A 17,100-nucleotide genomic window follows, 5' to 3' on the forward strand; every position below is an offset into this window, starting at 1 on the left:
CAGCCCTTTCCACCGTACTCCCGCGAGGACGCGCCGTTGGCCCAGATCGCCGCACAACTTCAATCGCTAGTAGACGATCCGCGGGAAGCGCTGGGCATCGAAGTCAAGCGCTGGCTGGATTTGACCGTCAAGGCCGATCAAGCGGTTCTGGCCAAAGCGGCTATTGCGTTAGCAAACCATGGCGGCGGATTTATCGTACTCGGGTACGAGGAACTCACAGATGGGGCGTTTGAATGCCACCTGCCGCGTCCCACGAACTTGGATGCATACAGCCAGGACGTTATTGCACGAATCGTCGCCACCTATGCGGAGCCCGCCTTCCAGGTCCAAGTCTCCCGTGTTGTACGACAAGCAGATGGCGCCACGCACCCGGTCATACAGGTGCCTGGCGGGCACCGTACTCCCGTCATGGCGAAAAAGGGCAGCCCCGACCAGAAAACACTGATCTCCGGCCGGGTGTACATCCGGCGCCCGACGCCGGAAAGCGCTGAGCCCGGCTCGGCTGTCGAGTGGCGAGACCTGCTTGATCGTTGCGTCCGAGCCGGCCGAGACGATCTGCTGGATGCGATTCGCGGCGTGCTGGACGGACGTGGCGAGCGATCGCCGCCAGCCGAACCGACGAACCTAGAGCGTCTGCAAGCTTGGGTCGAGGCAGGTATGGCCCGATGGAAGGCATTGGCGCCCCCTGCGAAAGATGGTGAGCCGGGCGATCCACCCGGCATCTATACGGTGGCCTATCAAATTGAAGGCAACGATCTTCCATCGCGTGCGCCTAGCGAAATGCTTAATTTGTTGCGTGATGTTCCCGGTTATACAGGTTGGCGACCTTGGTGGGTTCCCAGCCGCGACGGGATCCGGCCGTACCAATTCGATGGTGTCATCGAGTGCTACCACGGCCTCGACGGAAACAAGCGGATAGTTGATCCGGCCCACGCGGATTTTTGGCGTGTGAACACGCAAGGACAACTACTGCTGATTCGCGGGTTCGATGAAGATTCGGGCTCAGAGCGCGCTGCTCCCGGGACCGCATTCGATCTGACGCTTCCAGTGTGGCGCATCGGCGAATGTCTGATGCACGCAGCCACGCTAGCACCGCGCCTGACGGGAGAGTCGCGACCGATCACGTTTAGCGCAAGCTGGTCGGGACTGCGCGATCGCGAGTTAATCCATCTGGAGCGGCGGTACGTGCTCCACGCCAGCCATATCGCAAGACAGGACAGTTTTACTGCGGCGTTGACCGTGGACAGCAATCAAATTTCCGATAGCCTGCCAGAGATTTTGCACAGTCTCTTGCATCCCCTATACCAGCTATTCGACTTCTTTGAACTCCCGAAAACACTGATCGACAAGGAGGTGCAAAGAATGCGCAGTTAGCCAGCCCCGCTACTGTTATCAGACCTTTCACACACGAAACAAAGCATCACCCAAAAAACAGCAAAGACAGTGTAGGCATGGCCACCTATTTATTTGCAACACTTGCAGGCATTCTTCGGTAATGCGGCCCACTGCGTTGCGAGTAAAAAGTAACATGAAGCTTAGCAATCAATTCCTGCTCCGGAGACTTGCTGACATGTCACCGATTAAAGAATTGAAATCTAAATTCGGATAGAACTTCATGTTTTCCTGTATTACATTCGCGGACACCAGTATCTCATCAACAATGAAGCCTCGAAACTCCTCTGGCGACATCAATCTAATGGCATCGTAGTTCGGCTTTATATCATACTGCGCCACATTATTAATAACTTCAGACCTCCCTCCCAAAAGATCTCTGACCTTCAAAGTCTTCTTGAACTTGAACGGACGACGGCTATGCAGGCCAGCAGGATCGCCACCAGTCATGATTAGCCCCACATAAACATGATCAAGCCCCTCGCCATAATCCTTATTCAGCAAGCCTCTTTCGAGGCATTGATTTATCTCAGCTATCACTGAGGATAAATGTGTCACCTCTTGCGAAACCTCTAGGGCAATTGCAAATATCATAGCCATCCTGGTTACTTAAATATTCTATTACCTGGCGGGAGACTACCGTGAGTGGCGTAGTACCCAATCAGCTTGTATTTTTCTTGCAGCAGGGCCTCGCGCTGAGTTCCCTTGAACTGAGTTTCATACTTCAAACCAATCCGCGCCAACTCCGCAGCCGAATATCGCTCGCTTCCGTGAATGCTTTGGCCATATTTCCAAACATCACCTGGGGCAAGCATTACCTTCCCTCCACGGACATCTGGGTAGTATCGGTCCCACATCGCTACTAGCGCATACTGCTCGGCCTGCGGCCCATCCCATCGCTGCTTTATAGCCTCAATCTGCTCTGCGAGCCGCTTTTCTAAAGCTCCACCTGCCTGGCCGAGAGTTTCTCCGACTTGTGAAGGCGGCGGAGCAAGACCACCCAGGCCCGGTACACGGATAGGAATCGCACAAAGCGTAGCAAGCCCGAACGGATCCAAAGCAAAGGTAGGCGCGCCGACCGCATATCCATAGGTGCTTATTCCACCGTCGAGCCCAATCGGATCGCTCTGCACATACCGCCCACTCCCCGCATCGTAATCCCGGAAGTAGTTGTAGTTCAGCCCTGTAGCCGCGTCATAGCGCTGCCCCGGGAACCGCATGTCGAACACGAAGTTCGTGCTGTCCAGGTCCGGGTCTTGGTTCGGGGGGCTGTTGCCGAACGCTTCGCCCTGTAGCGCCCAGGTCCAGATGGCGAGGTTGCGCGTGCGGTCGATGACGGCGCGTGGGGTGCCCAGGTGGTCGGGTTCGATGTAGTGCAGTTTCAGGGTTGCATCGGCGCCAGCCAGTAGCCCCACTGGCAGGTTGTCCATCCAGATCACCTGCTGCAGCGGCTGGCCGTTGTCGTTGTAGTCGCCAAGCCATTGACCCGACTCGTCGTAGACCGCGTGCGTGCTGGCGCCGGTCGCCGGATGGGTCGACTGCACGCGCTCGCCTAGCGCGTTGTACTGATAGCTCCTCAGCACCGTGCTGCCCTGCCGCACTTGGGTGAGCCGGTCGAGGTCGGTGTAGTCGTACTCCTTGGCGCCGCCGTCGATGGAGACGGTGTTGCCGGCGCCGTCGTAGGTCCGCGCCTGACCGCCTACCGAAGCCAGGCGATGGCTGTTGCCGGGATATGTGAAGCTGGTGGTGGTGACGCCGTGCACCAGGCTGGTGCGGTTGCCGGTGGCGTCGTAGGCGTAGGTCTCGATCGGGGTGCTGCTGGGGCCGTCGCGCAGGATCGTCAGGCGCCCGAGGTTGTCGTAGTCATAACGCGCCAGGAACGCGCTCTGCAGGCCGTCCTTGAGTTCGGTGAGCTGACCGGCCGCGTCATATCCATAGTGCAGCGACAGGCCACCACTGGCGCCATCGAGGATGGTCTTGGGGCGGTAATCGAGATCGTGATCGCGCAGCAGGCTGCGGCCGTTGCCGTAGTTCCAGCCGCGCGCCGGGCCGAAGGGCATGTAGGCGGCCTGTGTCAGCACCACGGTGCGCACGCCGGCCAGGGGGTTCTGGCCTTCCTCGCCGCCGGCGGTCACTGCGACCTCGCTGACCCGCCCCTGTGCGTCGCGCACGTAGTCGACCAGCGAGCCGTCCGGGTAGGTGATGGCTTGCAACTGTCCTGCCGGCGTATAGGCGTAACGCAGATTCAGGGACGTCGAGCTGGTCAGCATCTGCCGCTTGCGCACGACCTGACCGAAGCGGTCGTAGCAGTACAGCGTGGGCCGGCCGTTGCGGCCGGTGACCGAAGTAAGCCGGCCCTGCGCAAAGGTCTCACCGCTCGCGCAGAAGCTATGCACGGTGTCGTAGGCATAACTGTTGCCGGGGCCGGTCGCCGAGTCAGACAACCAAGTCAGACGGTTGAGTGCGTCGTAAAGATAGGTCCGCGGCTGGGTGTCGTTGCCGTCGAGTCTGGTACTGAGATTGCCCGCGCTGTCGAACCCATATTGAGTCACGCCGGTGTCCGGGCTGGTGAGCTGGGTCACGTCGCCGAAGCCGTTGTAAGCGTAAGTGGTGTTCAACCCCTTGGGGTCGGTGACTTGGGTTATTTGGTCGAGCGCGTCGTACTGATAGAGGGTTTCCGCCGCGACGCCGCCCGGGTCCTGCAGGGTGCGCGAGATACGATTGAGCGGATCGTAGTCGTGATCGACCACGCGACTGAGTGGGTCGGTGACGACGTTGGGGTTGCCATCGGCGTCGTAGGTGCTGCCGGTGATGTGATTGCTAGCGTCCTTGTGCTGGGTCTGCTCGCCCAGGGTGTTGAAGGTGCGCGCCAACTGCCGGCGCAGCACGGCGCCGTTGTCCTTGGTTTCTTCCTTGGTGCGGTTGCCGGTGGCGTCCAGGGTGTAGTGGATGGTGTTGCCGGCGTTGTCGGCCACGTCCGTGAGGCGCTGGGCAGCGTCGTAGGTAAAGGTCATGTAGCTGCCGTCGGGCTGGGTCAGGCGCTGGACCAGGCCGGTGGGCTCGTAGATCGCCGTGGTGGTGCGGTCGTCGGCTTCGCTGGCGTTGTTAGGGCCGCGGACCTTGGTGGCGGTCAGCCAGCCACGCGGGTGGTACTCGTAGTCGGTGACCACGCCGGCGATGTCCTTGACGGACAACACCCGGCCCTGGGCGTCGTACTGCAGCACCTCGGTGACCTGCCCCAGCGCGTTGGTGGTCTTCCACAGGTCGCCCTTGCGGTGCGGACAAGCCGCGGAGGCGGACGCGCAGCTGACGTCGTCGCTGGGGTAGTAGGCGTAGGTGGTGACGTCGTTAAGGTCGGTGCGCGGGCCGTCGACGGACTTGAGCAGGCCCAGCAGCGGGCAGGTGCTGTTGCTGGCGGCCACGTCGGCGGCTTCGCAGTAGGCATAAGCCGTGGCGCGGGTGGCGTTGGTGACGGTATCGCGCATGATGGCTGTGACCGGCTGCAGGCGCGCGTTGCGCACGATGCGGGTTTCGCGGTTGCCGGCCAGGGTCATCAACACCCGGTTGGTCGCCACCTCGTCGCGTTGCTCGACGGTGCGCGCCTGTGCGGCCCCCTGCGCTTCGATCACGGTATGCGCGCTGACGGTCAAGCCGCTGGGCGTGTCGGTGAGTTCGGCGTACTGATGCTTGGTCACCGTGCCGTTGCGGTCGGTAACGGTGTCGACACGGCGGCGGAAGTCGACGGTTTCCGGGTAGTAGGTGTAGCTGAGCGTGCCGGCGCTGTTGGCGATCGAAGCGATCTTGCGCGGCGCGCCGCTGGGCGGTGTCGCGGTGAGCGTGTAAACGTTCTGACGGCCCAAGGCATTAGTAGCGATGGCGGTACCGGCCGCCGAGTAGGTCATCGACAATCCGCCCGAGATATCTCCCAGGGTGCGCGATTGCACACGCGCCTTTTCGTCGTAACCATTGGTGCTCAAGCGCCGGTTGTCTTCGGCGGTCACACCGGTCAGCAGCATCGGAATACCGGAGACGCCGTAGTGGTAGCGGCGCTGCCCGCCGCCTGCGTAGGTCGCGGTTTCGACCTGCCCCAGCGACGTGTAGGTGTAGCTTACCAACACCGTGCCGGCGGAACTGATCGACGCGACCGGCGCACCGCCCTTGCCGCTGGCATAGGCGAACTCCAGCACACGCCCGCCGCTGTGGGTGATTGTGCTCAGCCGATGCAAGCTGTCGTAGCCGTAGTTCAAGGCCGTGCCGTCTTCATACGACTGCTGCAGCAAACGCCCTTCGGCATCGAAGCTCAGGCTACGATCACCGCGGTACACGACCCAGTTCGCGCCGGAGGCGACCAGCCGGTCGCCGCTGCCGTCGCTGGCCTCGTAGGCTGCGCCCACGGACTTGAAGGCCGTGTGCCGGCCGTCCGCGTCCACCAAGCCGTAGTGCAAGGTCGAATTGCCGCTGGCCGGATCGGTGCCGATGGCCAGGCGGATATTGTGCGAGTTGGTCCAACCCCCGCCGAAGCCGCCACCCGCGGCGGAACCGCCCGATTGATAGCTGCGCTGGAACGACACCCAGCCCAGGTCGAAATCGTGAGTGGTCTCGGCCAGGGTGCCGCTGCTGGTCTCGCAGTTTTCTTCCGTCGGGCAGGTCCGCACCGGCACACTGACGTAGGTCATCTCGGACCCGGGCACACCCGCACACGCCTGCTTGGCCGCGCTCCAGGTATGCACCGTGACGTTGGGGCACTGGATAGACCGGTTGCGCGAGATCGATGAGTTCTCGTTGGTGCTGCTGCAGCTGCCGCCCGCGAACACCGCGTAGCTGGCCGTGTAGCCGGTCAGCTCGTTGATGCTCTGGCCGTTGTCCCAACTGCTTTGCACCTGCCAGTTGGGCGACACCGTCACCACGGTAGAGGCCGGGCAGCCCTGCCCTGTGCTTTCCGCGTCCAGGCGCTGCTTGATCTGATCGACCACCATCTGCAGGGTCGCGTTGGCCTGCGGCGGGTCGAAGGTGCCCTGGTGGCTCCACTCGCCCACCACCGGCGGCACGCGCTCGAACTCGTATTGGTAGATCGTGCGATCGCTCAGCACGGTCTGCTTGGTGACTTCGAAACTGAAGGGGCCGTAGGGCAGCGAGAAGTCATGAAGACTTTCCATGTCCCGCTGCACTGCGCGCTCGGTGAGGTGCGGCCCGTTGAAAGCGAAATCGCTGACCCAGACTTGCCCGATCTCCTGCGCGGAGGCCGCGCCGCTCAGCAGCGCCAGGGACCACAACGCCGCCGCGAGCGAGCGCCCGCGCACAGCGGTGGAGCGGCGGCGGTTCAATCCTTCGTAAGCCATACCATCCCCTTTTCGAGTTGTACTGCACCGGACCGGCGGCCGGCCGCAGCTACCACATTGGCTCGCACGGCGATCACCGCGCACGCGACGCTATTGCACGGCTTGTCCGTCGCCGCAATTGCAACAGGCTGGGGACGGAATCGAACAAAACGGTGACAGTCCGGCCGCGTGCGTGGGCGATGCACGGCTCTTGTTCGCACAGGCCTTGAGCTGAGGCGGTGCGGGACCTACACAATCCATGTGCATCATTGCCACGCTCCATGGTGGACTACAGAGGGGCGGCTAGCCGCCTCCGACGGATGTCGGCGGGTTCAGACTCTGCGATACCCGCCTCGCCGTCAAGCGCTCGTCCACTGCCCCTCACGGACCTGCAGGCATTGTTACAGTCGCCATACCAGCTCGACAGGATTGACGCCGCTATCGCGGAAACCCCATGAACATCCACCCTATCCGCACCGAGAACGACTACAAGGCCGCGCTGCGCGAGCTGGCCGCGTATTCTGACAACGAGCCGGCGCCGGGCACGGAGGAAGGCGGCCGCTTCGGGATTCTGGTTACGTTGGCCGAGGCGTACGAGGCCACGCACTTTCCCATCGAAGCCCCGCCTCCATCGAAATGATCCACTTCCGCATGGAATAGGCCTCCCGACGGTGAAAGACTTGGCGCCCTTTCAAATCAGTGGTTCCCTTATCGCGATCGTTGTGATGCGCTGGGTCTTGGCAGAATCAGAAGGCGGCGCGAAGTGCGTGGCCTTCTCGTAACAAGCCTCATAAATTGACAGCGAACCAATTTCACACCAACTCGGCGGCGATGATCATTGTGCCCTCTAGAGACTCGAAGCAATCAACATGAGCCTAGTTGACTTGTCATCATGTGACGTAGCTCGATCGCCGCGCGCCGAATGGATGCTTCCGAGGCGCGCTGGCTCGTATCTCGGCACCTAACCCAGTTTCCCTAATCGGCACCGCCGCCCACCCGATATCGCTTGTGGCACGAAGGTTTGAGCTGCAAAAGCTTATGACACGCTGCGGGCAGAATCGAACAGAACGGTGACAGACCAGGCACGGGTAATGAGCAGCGCTTCGGGGCGGCTCGAATTGCAGCGGCAGCAGACCGCCACATTTTATGCGCTTCACGCCACGCACCCTGACAGAGTTGATAGCCAGCCCTAGGCAGGCCGTAGAAGTGGCAACGTTTCGGTCGCCCCGCTCACGCCTATATAACCAGAAAATTCTTCTCCGCCCCACACGACGAGGCGTGACTCTGATTTATACCTGTTAGGGTACTAGCGCGCTGAATGACTCAGCCTTGGCAGCGGTGAGCACAGCGTGTTGGACCGATAGCTATCAGTCAGAAGCTTTCTCATAAAAAAAGGGGGCAGGATGCACCGTTTACTACGAGCAATCATCTCAATAGCTTTTCTCGCAATTATGACGGCACCAGCCGCAGCCCAGGACCTGTGCAATGACGTCCTGAAAGATGGCCCTTACGCCTACCAGCAGTACAAGGATGACAGCTACTTTAATCAAATTGTTTGGTCGCGATTTCTTAAGTCTACTTACCATAGCTCCCGCACCGATACAGCAGGAGGCTTCGGAGTACCGGTTGGTGAAGTCGTACTGGGCGGGAACTATTCCGAGGAGCAATACAAAGCAAAGAAGGCGCAGATCCAAAGCGAATACTTCAACGAGATCACCAGCACGAGAGAAATCGACATCGCACTCATGTCGGGAGATGAGAGCATCTTGTCCGCATGGACCGCCTGCATGAAGAACCGAGGAGGGGGATTAAGTGTCCGCTTCGAACCCGTGTCTGCTGTGGACGTATTTATGCACATTGAGTACTTCAATCAGGGCATAAACAACGAAACCAGGATAGCCAAGAATGTGTCTCTAGGCGAAGACGTTCTCGCAACGGACCAGGAAGGGTGCTTAAAAAAGGGCTACAAACTGATCAATGGAAAATCTTGCATTGTCCGATTGAAGCTTAAGTCAGCCCTAACGCGCATTATCGTCACTGTTGAATCGAAGCACAGCACGGCCCGGGCATGGCTACCAGCTAGAATTCAATTAGAGCGACTCACGAAACCCTATGAATTTTCGCAAGCTGATCGGCTCTACGATTGGGCCCGCAAAAGAACGTCCAATCATGCCAAATACATCGAGCTAACCCCCGCTCAAGTCGCTTATGGGTGGACTTTTGACTCCAGCGAAGCCCGGACCGGTCTGCGGGTCGTGTCAGTTAGGAACTCCAGAAACAAATGCCACCGAGAATGGAAACAAGTCACTGATACGACATTTTCTTACGGGTATACAATCTATGCTGGCAATCGTGACCACGGCACTAGTGGGCACATCGCGTGCGAAATGACCCCTTACATCCTTATGCGCCTAAGCAGATGGGTTCCGATGAGGGATGAAATTGAAACGGCTAATCATTCGCCATCCACAGGCGCCGCTAACGCGATACTCAGTAGTGCTGCGATAGTGCCGGCAGTATCTAACGCGAGTATGCGCACTGCGCCTCCTGGCGGACGCACCCAAAAGGAATCGCCGGTGGTTCAGTACGAAGAGGTTTTAAACAGCAAACCTGTGTTCTCTGACCGCTAAGAACCACCCGCTTCTTTTGCTGAAAGATCAAGTCCTTTATGCAGCGCACATAGATGACCAAAGATACGAAGCGGAGTTGGCCAGCCTAGCCGCGGCCGAATGGATGCCTCTGAGGCGCGCTGGCTCGCATCTCGGCACCCGGCCCAGCTCCCCAAGTGCCATCCTTTAATTGAAGGCCCGCCGGCTCGGCGGGCCATTCTTTTATTGGACGTCGCCTAGGCGTGGCCCAGCTTTGGCACCGCTGCCCACCAGGGATTGCTTGCACCTTGCCCGTACTGGGGCGCGAAAGCCTGAGCCGCAAACAAGAAGTAACTTCGGCGCCACCCCAAGTCCCATGCGCGACGCAACGCACTGTTGAGGCATGAGCCGCGGACACGTTCCGGGTATTCGACAAAGGGGTCGAACCATGCCTCGAACGTTTCATCCATCGTGGCCGGGCGGGTACGGTTCACCATCTGTTGACGCCAGAACCTCATCGTCGAAATTATCATCTCGTATCCCAGCTCACGCAGTCTCACAGCTGGATCGTCATCGGAGAGGACGAGCAGATCGTCTTGCGACTGCTTCTCCATTAAGCGCTGAAATACGTCCAAGCTGTCTAAAGCAACTGAAATCCGGGCGCAGGTGCCGGCGGCAATGCCCTTGAGAAGGTCATCGAGCTTTCGCCGATGCTCCAGGAAGAAGGAAGGTGCTGCATCTTCCGCCTCCGTTTGCTGGACCCATGCTCGCGGCAACCGACGCATACCTCCTGAGCTGACGTCCAGCCAGTTGAACAAAGGAACTCGGTGCTTCCAGCAACTAGTCACGAGCACGGGCGCCCAATCCAGGCGGAAGTAGGGTGTCCTCCCAAGCGCCAAGTCCTCCTCGAAGCAACGAACACAGTAGGAGGTGCGATGAGAAGATCCCAATACCCAGTGATGGAAGCCCCGGTGGCCGTCCACAGGCGAGCGCCAGTTCGGCACAGCATCGCCTATGCAAGACTCGATCAGCGGATGAGGGCGAAAATCCAAGTCATAGGTCCGATACGAGGATCCAGCGGGTCGACCGAGGTCGGCTAACAGCGCCATCAGCGGCGTGCCATAGAACTGCGCCGCGCGCCCGATGACCGAGGACAAGCTTTCACCCTCGTAAGGCGGGTCCACCCGTAACGTGAGCCCACCCATCACAGCCTCCCCTGCGGGCGAATCGCGCAGCGCGTCGGGCGCATATCCGCGGCCTCCAGCCGCGACATTGACACGGAGCCCCCCTCCTCACACAGAGCTCCCAATGCCGCATTCTGGAGTCGAGTAACGATTTTCCCCAAGGTCCCAGCACCCACCTTAGCCATGTACTTGACGACCTCCTCGCGCCCCAGGTGAGACGGCTCGGGAAACGGGAGGCACCGCTCGTAGGTGGCGAGAAAGTTCGCGAGAGTACTGTCCGCCTTCCAGCGGGGCAGGACGAACTCCGTAAAGCGAGCCTCCAAGTGCGGATCGCTGGCCAGCCCCTGGAACGCTTTGTCGGTGCCAAAGCCCAGCACATGCATCTGCAGCTCGTTCATCAGGAATTTGATGCCTTCCAGCGCCCGCTGCTGCTCGCGTTCATTACCGAGCATGATGTCCTGCACCTCGTCCAGCACTAGGAGGCGACACCCCACGCTGCGTAGCAGGCGGCTGACGAGTGTTTCCCGGTCACTCACTCGGTGGGAAATCCGAGCCGGACTTCCCAGGCTTTCCAGGATGCGGCCATAGACGGTGCGCGCATCGCGCGCGCCCGACATGCTGATCTCGACCACGAACGGTCGATCGAGGTTGCATCGGTCGTTGTACTGGCGATTGATAATGTGGGCCAACGTCGTCTTGCCGTTGCCACGTTCCGAGCTCACGACGATCCCACGCGCCCGAGTTTGCCTCGGCTCGTAGATGAGCCACTCAGCTTGACTCTTTACCGCATCGAAGGCGGGGTATCGGACGAGTCGGTCTTGCAGCACGTGCTGGATACGCACGTCCAAGGGTGCGTCCAGAAGGGCCTGCGTTGCCGGCTCTAAACGTCCAGAAACGGGCCCGCCCCGATCGGGATGCCCTGCAGGACGCGCGTCGTCATCGGGGGATACAGTGGTGTCGAAGTTAGTCATAGATATCGATCTCATAGATCTGAATTGGAGTTGTGCCACCGACCGGCTTGGACTCGGGGACAATGTGAACGGCGGTATTCGAAAGCAGAGAGGACTCCGGTGTAGGATCCGATGGGCCGCGGAATCGGTCGCCCGCGGCCTGTGTCGCGCGCCGACGGCGCACGCGCCTAGAGGCCTTGGCCTCCGCAACTCGCTCATCGTTACGGCGCATGCTGGCGTGCTTCCTGGCGACACGCTCCGGGTCTTTCCCAAGACTGTTCTCGTAGCGGCGCCTGGACTGCCACTCGGCCAACGAGATCGCCGCTATGCCCGGGGTAGTCACCGAACAGCGAACCAACACGCCGCCCGGCGTACGGGTGTAGACGGACGTGATGTCCCTGGGGTCGTAAGTCACCATGACCTTCTTATGCTGGCCAACCCATGGAGATAAGGTGTCTGACCAGTACTGAAGGTTGTTGATCTCTACGCCAGTTCGGGTAAGCACCCGATAGTCACCAGGCAGAAAGGCTGCCAGGAACTCCAAAGGATCATGCTGCACGCTCGGCCTCCATGGCGCGTTTCCACGCGACTTCCGGAGGGACGCGCAGCATGCGATGCGGCGCCAGGTGGTACCGGCCCAGCAATTGCTCCACAAACCATGCGCGTGCTTGACTGAGGGTTAGTGCGGCATGCTTGACGCTGTCGTAGTCGCGGCGCGCCCTGACCGAGTTCTTGGTGGTTCCTGGGAGCAGGTGACACTGCCCTATCGCCGTCCCAATCAGACGTTCTATGGTCCCGCCGTAATGCGGACTGCCTCCCGGGCGGTACTCGAGCAGGATCCCGTACTGCTCGCAGCCACGCCGAAACGCGGCAGAAACGAAGTCGCTTCCGTTATCCACGACGATCCCCCGCGGTAGTCCATGCATGTCCCAGTCCAACGGCACGCCGAACTCGGCGGCCGGCGACTTAGGCAGCACGACGTGGGTCACGCACAGTGCGACCGACAAAATGGATGGCGCCTCGAAGCCGATGTGAATTCCGAGGACGCAACGGGTGTACACGTCGATCGCGACCGTCAGCCAGGGACGACCCACGTAATCGCAGTAGGGATCGTCGGAGCGCACCATCACGTCCAATGGCGAGTGGTCGATCTCGACGCGCTCCAAGGGCCGGCTGACGTCGACATGGCCTGGCATCGGCCTATATCGATAGCGAGCAGCCTTGGCCCCGATCCGCCTACGTTGCGACTCGAAGTTCCGATAAGCGTCAGTTCTCGACGCAACCGTCTTGTACGACGGCGGCCTAATTCCCTGTCGCTTGCACTCCGCCACGACACGTTCGTGCAGCGCTGTCAGAGTCCAGCGCTCAGGCTGGAGGAAGTGCTTTTCGATCATCTCGGCGATCACCCGTTCGGCCTCGATGGACAGCACCTTGGCACCGGGCTTGCGGCCGCCGCTCTGGCAAACCAGGCCGCTGGTGGTCTCATGCTGTCGAAAGTCGCGGATCAAGCGCCACAAATGGCGCTCGGACATGCCCAGCTTGGAGGCGGCAGCTTCAACGTCGCGGGTAATCGGGGAGCCGTCCGCGATCAGGCTGCGGATTGTGGCGGCTCGAGCAGCGGCCTTTTGCCAGTCTTGGTTGGAGATGCGCGAAAGGCTTGAGCCGGCCAGAGCATCCTTGGCCGGCGCTATGGCGACCACTTCATTGCAGCCGACGGCCACAACCCCCGCCTCGCCCAGATCAATGAGGACGGTGTTGTAACTGGATATCTCCAGCACCGAAGCGCGCAGGCCCTGATAGAGGACCGTCTGCCCTACCCTGAGCTCAAGGGCCATAGCGGTGCTCCTGGCCCTCGTCGGCCGGCAGGTCCCAATCCGTGATCAGCGCCATGGCGTGACCGGTGGCTTGCCGCACCACGCTGAACTGGCGCCGGAGTGTTTGCTCCGCTTCGATTGCGCGGCGCTGGGGCTTGACCTCAACGTAGGTCAGCGCCTCGAAGCCCAGCGCCGCCAATGCGGCGGGCACCTCAGAGAGCTGCACCAACAGATCCGGGGTATAGCGGTGCGCACGGCCATCGTGGCGATACAAGATCGTTACCGGCTGGGTCTTGATCCACACCAGTTGCCGGTACCGAGCCAGTGCCGAAATGGCACGGCGCTCCAAATAGGACTCGAACGCGACCGCCGGATGCCCCTCCCGAACCGGGTGCCAGCCGCGTACATGCGTGCTGTGGGAAAGAGGAATGCGGCGGTGGTCAGGGACGATCCCTTCGATTTCATAAGGGTCGGTGGTGGGCACAGCCAAGCGGCCGCGCAAGTCGGTCATGCAGCACATGAGTACACCTCAATCCTAGGGTTTGAATGGATTGAGGCCCTGGCGCAGCTGTGTCCTGGGCCGAGCGCCATACTCGCCCCTCTCTTGACGCACGAGGGGCGGGCATGGGAGGCTAAAGGCGTCGAGACCGTCAAGTTCGACCGCTGCACCGAAAAACGAGATACAAAAGGGACCCAAGCGTGGCTGCGCTTGGGTTTTCTCGTTTCTGGGCCTCGTAACGGAAAACGATTGACTCAGTTGTCGGGCATGGCCTCCTTGGGCTGCATGGAATGTTCGATTTCGTCCCGGTCGAGGCGATTCAGATAAAGAGCAACGGCCCGCGCGGTGACAAACCACCCCCGCCTGCCGGGCAGTTCCTGGGCCGGCAACCCTAACGTTCCTCGTTGGCGCGCCTTTTGAACGGCCTGGACGCTGCGAAAGCGCAGTGCTTCGGCCACATCGGCCAGACTCAGCAGCTCGCCGTATTTCTGCCGGAGGGAATGTTCGCGATCATCGGGCATGGCTGGGGCTATCCGTTGACGTCTCAACGCCACGGTCCACTTGTGTGCTGCTCAGTAGGATAGGCATCCTGCGCAGGAGGAAGGCCGGTCAATCTATTGGCCATTCAGACAGAGGGAATCTGACTCATGGACCCCGCCCCCCCGCAGGACGCTTTAAGGCGCCTGAACGCAAGCCACCCCCAGCGCTCTCAGCGAACGCCATGGAGGGCGCTACGCGGCTGCTTGTGGTTGCACCATGCTCTTCACTTAACCGGCACGACCCCAAAAGAGTTCGCGCGTCGCTTCGTCGACGCCCGTCCACAAGGACCTAGCACTTCGCGAGACCCATCCAGCCGCCCTAAGCCCAAGGCGAATTCCGGCCTGGTTCGAAAGTGGATCAACGGAAAAGCGCAACCTACGTTGCTCTCTGCTCGATCGCTGGAAAGGCGCGTACCTGGTACATCAAAGTATTTCCAGTTGCCCTTCTACGAGCTGATGGCAAATGAACCCACGTCTGTTCGTCACGTGCGGCGCATCATTGACCGCTACCGGTCACGCAGCACTGGCGGGCACGTGTGGAAGTTTCCAGACGGAGCCGAGACCTTCACCATGCTCCGCGACGACACGGGGCCGTTAGTCGCACGAGGTGACATCTGGGGATTCTTCGGCATCGTCGCACTCGTAAAACTTGCGGAGGCCAACTCGGATGCCATCGCACACGCGGAGCGCTGCAAAGACTTGTATCGGGCGATGCCTGCCGTCCTTAAAGCCCCCTGGACAGCCCCCGCGAGAGAGCTCTTGAGGCAGTGCGTCGAGGGGATGCAAGCAAGGATGCCGCTATCTCTGCTGCTCTTCGATGTCGACTGGGAAATCATCGACGCGCTTGCGGCCAATCCCATGTATCAGCCAGCACGCGAGAAGCGATCGCGAGATCCAGAAACCCTGCGGTTTGTAGAGCACGACGATCCAATACTGGATTCCGTCTGGATCAGCGGCCTCTCCGCCAGGGAGATAGCACGCCAAATGCAGGCAGCGGCGTGACCCCTCCGTTTCGTCGTTCAAAGTTGGCGACCCGCCCTCTATTGCCGCCACCTCAGAACGCGCAAACTGGAAACCAAGTCCGCGCGGCGCATTTTTTCTGAAGGTCCTTCAGGCTGCAGGAATAGAATCCCAATCCACACCAACAATAACGAGTGCTTATACGGACCCAGGGTCAACCAGGCTGCCTACCCATTTCCCACTGACGCAGCCGATAGAAGATTTCGATCTTCTCTTCTGTGTGCGGAGCGATATCACCCTCGCGCCAATCGGGCATTCGTACTTGGTCGGCTTTGATGCCTGCCTCGCGTAGCTGGTCGGCCATCGCGGCGGCTGTATCGGCACTAAGCTCACGGCCATCGGTGAACTTGGCCACCAAGTGGTCACCGGCCGCTTCAACTGTGACTAGAAATACCATGGCGATAGTGGTGCCCCCGTTCGGACTCGGACCGACACCGGCCGCTTACCTGGCGCTACGGGATATAAATCCGCTGCTCTAACCGTCTACGGGGGCGCGATCGTTGCGATCACGCCGGTATTCGATGGATTGGAATTGGCCCGCTCGTATACATCTATAGACCCGATCGCAGGGTGCCACGTACCGGTCATCGTCGCAACAGGCCGACCACAGAAGAAGCAGCACGCGAAAGATAGAGGCATATTCAGATCAGTGCTGACCTCGATCCTCGGCACTTCGAGTCGGCCGCGTTTCGGGAGGAGGTAGCTCTTCAGCTTGAGCCACCAATGCGCAAGCTTTCCGTAGAAACTTCGGCCCATCGCTAGTCAGGCGACCAACAATGACTAGATCATTGTTGATACGCGTGATGCGATCGTTTTCTGCTGTGGAGCAGCTCGGGTCCCGATGCATATCGAGGCTATAGGCTGCACGTGCGGCTAGGGGTCGCATCACAGTACCGTAGGAACTCGATGCAGCCCATGACGCTAATAGAAGAAGGAACAGGTAGCCAAGCATCCTGGCAAAAAACATCCAAGCGCCGCCGCCCGCTTTCTGTGTAGCAAGCTTAGTCCCGGCAAGCGAAAGAAAGAGCGGCATCGCGACAATGCCGCACACTATTACTGCCAAGCCCAAAATCGGCATAAACGACAGAGGCGTCAGGAACGTGATCGTTGTCTTGAAGTGAGACGGATCCTGGCTAGTTGCCTCGGAAACCGTCCACGCACTACCACCAGCCGCAGCGGTCGCCGCCATCACGCCCAGGATGCTGGAGACGACCTTCATCAGGTGTGGGTTGAGCCGGCGAACACCCCAAAGATAGGTGTCAACGACAAAACCAATGGCGCAGCACGCCATGCCCGTCATGAACACCACGTCCGACACAAAATCTACGCCATGTACGGCCATCACCACGACACCAGCCACAGCCAACACCCAGCCAGCGCAGTACAGACGCGCCGGTCCGGCCATACCGCCCCACCAAGCCCGCAATCTCTGTAGCCTCTGAGACGAATCCAAAAGATGATCTTCGAGGGGATGAGCGGTCTGCATGGGCTACAACCTGTCGATGGAAATGGAGGCCATCGGCATGCTGGAGACCTCCCGTCTCAGCCAGTGAGATTCCCAGAGGAGCGCTGCCGGCGTTGGCTGCTGACTAAAAGCAGCCGACGCCGGCAGCGCACTCCGGGACTAGAGAGGCCGACTCTAGCCGACTCCCTGTATTGTGTTCTCTAACACATCTGGGGGTTCGCATCTTTGGACGATCCTGCTCGATGAGCCCGCTCCGCTCCAAGCGTCGCGCACCTTATCCGCGCGGCAAGCAACAACGTGAGACCGCTGACCTTGAGCACGACATTCAGAC

At 60.3% G+C, this 17,100-nt stretch carries 14 protein-coding genes; 4 read left to right on the top strand and 10 right to left on the bottom strand.

Annotated elements, in window-relative coordinates; translation table 11 throughout:
• The first annotated feature begins 36 nt into the window (after window positions 1–36).
• Window positions 37–1,374: an RNA-binding domain-containing protein gene (locus V1318_RS14065; protein ID WP_332940332.1), complete on the top strand. Its 1,338-nt coding sequence runs from the start codon at window positions 37–39 to the stop codon at window positions 1,372–1,374.
• Between the two features lie 168 nt (window positions 1,375–1,542).
• On the opposite strand, the gene V1318_RS14070 is transcribed toward V1318_RS14065, so the two are convergent.
• Together V1318_RS14070 and V1318_RS14075 are read right to left on the bottom strand one after the other, a co-directional pair.
• Window positions 1,543–1,992, bottom strand: coding sequence for a hypothetical protein (locus V1318_RS14070; protein ID WP_332940333.1), 450 nt, complete (start codon window positions 1,990–1,992; stop codon window positions 1,543–1,545).
• Between the two features lie 5 nt (window positions 1,993–1,997).
• A complete protein-coding gene (locus V1318_RS14075) occupies window positions 1,998–6,731 on the bottom strand; it encodes an RHS repeat-associated core domain-containing protein (RefSeq protein ID WP_332940334.1) in 4,734 nt (1,577 codons plus the stop codon).
• Between the two features lie 433 nt (window positions 6,732–7,164).
• Between V1318_RS14075 and V1318_RS14080 the strand changes: the two genes are divergently transcribed.
• Together V1318_RS14080 and V1318_RS14085 are read left to right on the top strand one after the other, a co-directional pair.
• A complete protein-coding gene (locus V1318_RS14080) occupies window positions 7,165–7,350 on the top strand; it encodes a hypothetical protein (RefSeq protein ID WP_332940335.1) in 186 nt (61 codons plus the stop codon).
• Window positions 7,351–8,113: 763 nt separating this feature from the next.
• On the top strand, window positions 8,114–9,340 hold the full coding sequence (locus V1318_RS14085; RefSeq protein ID WP_332940336.1) for a hypothetical protein: 1,227 nt from the start codon (window positions 8,114–8,116) through the stop codon (window positions 9,338–9,340).
• Between the two features lie 215 nt (window positions 9,341–9,555).
• On the opposite strand, the gene V1318_RS14090 is transcribed toward V1318_RS14085, so the two are convergent.
• From V1318_RS14090 to V1318_RS14115, 6 genes are all read right to left on the bottom strand, one after another.
• Window positions 9,556–10,503 (bottom strand): TniQ family protein, encoded by a 948-nt coding sequence (locus V1318_RS14090; protein ID WP_332940337.1) that lies wholly within the window; start codon window positions 10,501–10,503, stop codon window positions 9,556–9,558.
• Complete coding sequence (locus V1318_RS14095; protein WP_332940338.1) at window positions 10,503–11,453, bottom strand: TniB family NTP-binding protein; 951 nt, start codon at window positions 11,451–11,453, stop codon at window positions 10,503–10,505. Before V1318_RS14095 ends, V1318_RS14090 begins: the two co-directional genes overlap by 1 nt.
• A complete protein-coding gene (locus V1318_RS14100) occupies window positions 11,446–11,991 on the bottom strand; it encodes a Mu transposase C-terminal domain-containing protein (RefSeq protein ID WP_332940339.1) in 546 nt (181 codons plus the stop codon). The genes V1318_RS14095 and V1318_RS14100 overlap by 8 nt, the downstream gene beginning before the upstream one ends.
• Window positions 11,981–13,267, bottom strand: a complete 1,287-nt coding sequence (locus V1318_RS14105; protein WP_332940340.1) for a DDE-type integrase/transposase/recombinase — start codon at window positions 13,265–13,267, stop codon at window positions 11,981–11,983. Before V1318_RS14105 ends, V1318_RS14100 begins: the two co-directional genes overlap by 11 nt.
• Window positions 13,257–13,757, bottom strand: coding sequence for a hypothetical protein (locus V1318_RS14110; RefSeq protein WP_332940341.1), 501 nt, complete (start codon window positions 13,755–13,757; stop codon window positions 13,257–13,259). The genes V1318_RS14105 and V1318_RS14110 overlap by 11 nt, the downstream gene beginning before the upstream one ends.
• A gap of 242 nt (window positions 13,758–13,999) precedes the next feature.
• A complete protein-coding gene (locus V1318_RS14115) occupies window positions 14,000–14,266 on the bottom strand; it encodes a hypothetical protein (protein ID WP_332940342.1) in 267 nt (88 codons plus the stop codon).
• A 399-nt stretch (window positions 14,267–14,665) separates the two neighbouring features.
• Here V1318_RS14115 and V1318_RS14120 point away from each other — a divergent pair, with 399 nt between their 5' ends.
• Entirely contained in the window at window positions 14,666–15,286 is a 621-nt protein-coding gene (locus tag V1318_RS14120) for a hypothetical protein (RefSeq protein ID WP_332940343.1), read from the top strand.
• 172 nt (window positions 15,287–15,458) lie between these two features.
• On the opposite strand, the gene V1318_RS14125 is transcribed toward V1318_RS14120, so the two are convergent.
• Complete coding sequence (locus V1318_RS14125) at window positions 15,459–15,701, bottom strand: hypothetical protein (RefSeq protein WP_332940344.1); 243 nt, start codon at window positions 15,699–15,701, stop codon at window positions 15,459–15,461.
• Window positions 15,702–15,950: 249 nt separating this feature from the next.
• Window positions 15,951–16,790, bottom strand: coding sequence for a hypothetical protein (locus tag V1318_RS14130; protein WP_332940345.1), 840 nt, complete (start codon window positions 16,788–16,790; stop codon window positions 15,951–15,953).
• Between the last annotated feature and the right edge of the window lie 310 nt (window positions 16,791–17,100).

Origin of the sequence: Lysobacter sp. CCNWLW3, from assembly GCF_036697405.1 — a bacterium.
Taxonomy (GTDB): domain Bacteria; phylum Pseudomonadota; class Gammaproteobacteria; order Xanthomonadales; family Xanthomonadaceae; genus Lysobacter.

Excerpts from the sequence above, each read along its gene's own strand:
- V1318_RS14115 (WP_332940342.1), bottom strand. The coding sequence starts at position 14,266 with ATGCCCGATGATCGCGAACATTCCCTCCGGCAGAAATACGGCGAGCTG.
- V1318_RS14130 (WP_332940345.1), bottom strand. The coding sequence starts at position 16,790 with ATGCAGACCGCTCATCCCCTCGAAGATCATCTTTTGGATTCGTCTCAG.
- V1318_RS14110 (WP_332940341.1), bottom strand. The coding sequence starts at position 13,757 with ATGACCGACTTGCGCGGCCGCTTGGCTGTGCCCACCACCGACCCTTAT.
- V1318_RS14090 (WP_332940337.1), bottom strand. The coding sequence starts at position 10,503 with ATGGGTGGGCTCACGTTACGGGTGGACCCGCCTTACGAGGGTGAAAGC.
- V1318_RS14085 (WP_332940336.1), top strand. The coding sequence starts at position 8,114 with ATGCACCGTTTACTACGAGCAATCATCTCAATAGCTTTTCTCGCAATT.
- V1318_RS14105 (WP_332940340.1), bottom strand. The coding sequence starts at position 13,267 with ATGGCCCTTGAGCTCAGGGTAGGGCAGACGGTCCTCTATCAGGGCCTG.
- V1318_RS14070 (WP_332940333.1), bottom strand. The coding sequence starts at position 1,992 with ATGGCTATGATATTTGCAATTGCCCTAGAGGTTTCGCAAGAGGTGACA.
- V1318_RS14080 (WP_332940335.1), top strand. The coding sequence starts at position 7,165 with ATGAACATCCACCCTATCCGCACCGAGAACGACTACAAGGCCGCGCTG.
- V1318_RS14075 (WP_332940334.1), bottom strand. The coding sequence starts at position 6,731 with ATGGCTTACGAAGGATTGAACCGCCGCCGCTCCACCGCTGTGCGCGGG.
- V1318_RS14125 (WP_332940344.1), bottom strand. The coding sequence starts at position 15,701 with ATGGTATTTCTAGTCACAGTTGAAGCGGCCGGTGACCACTTGGTGGCC.
- V1318_RS14095 (WP_332940338.1), bottom strand. The coding sequence starts at position 11,453 with ATGACTAACTTCGACACCACTGTATCCCCCGATGACGACGCGCGTCCT.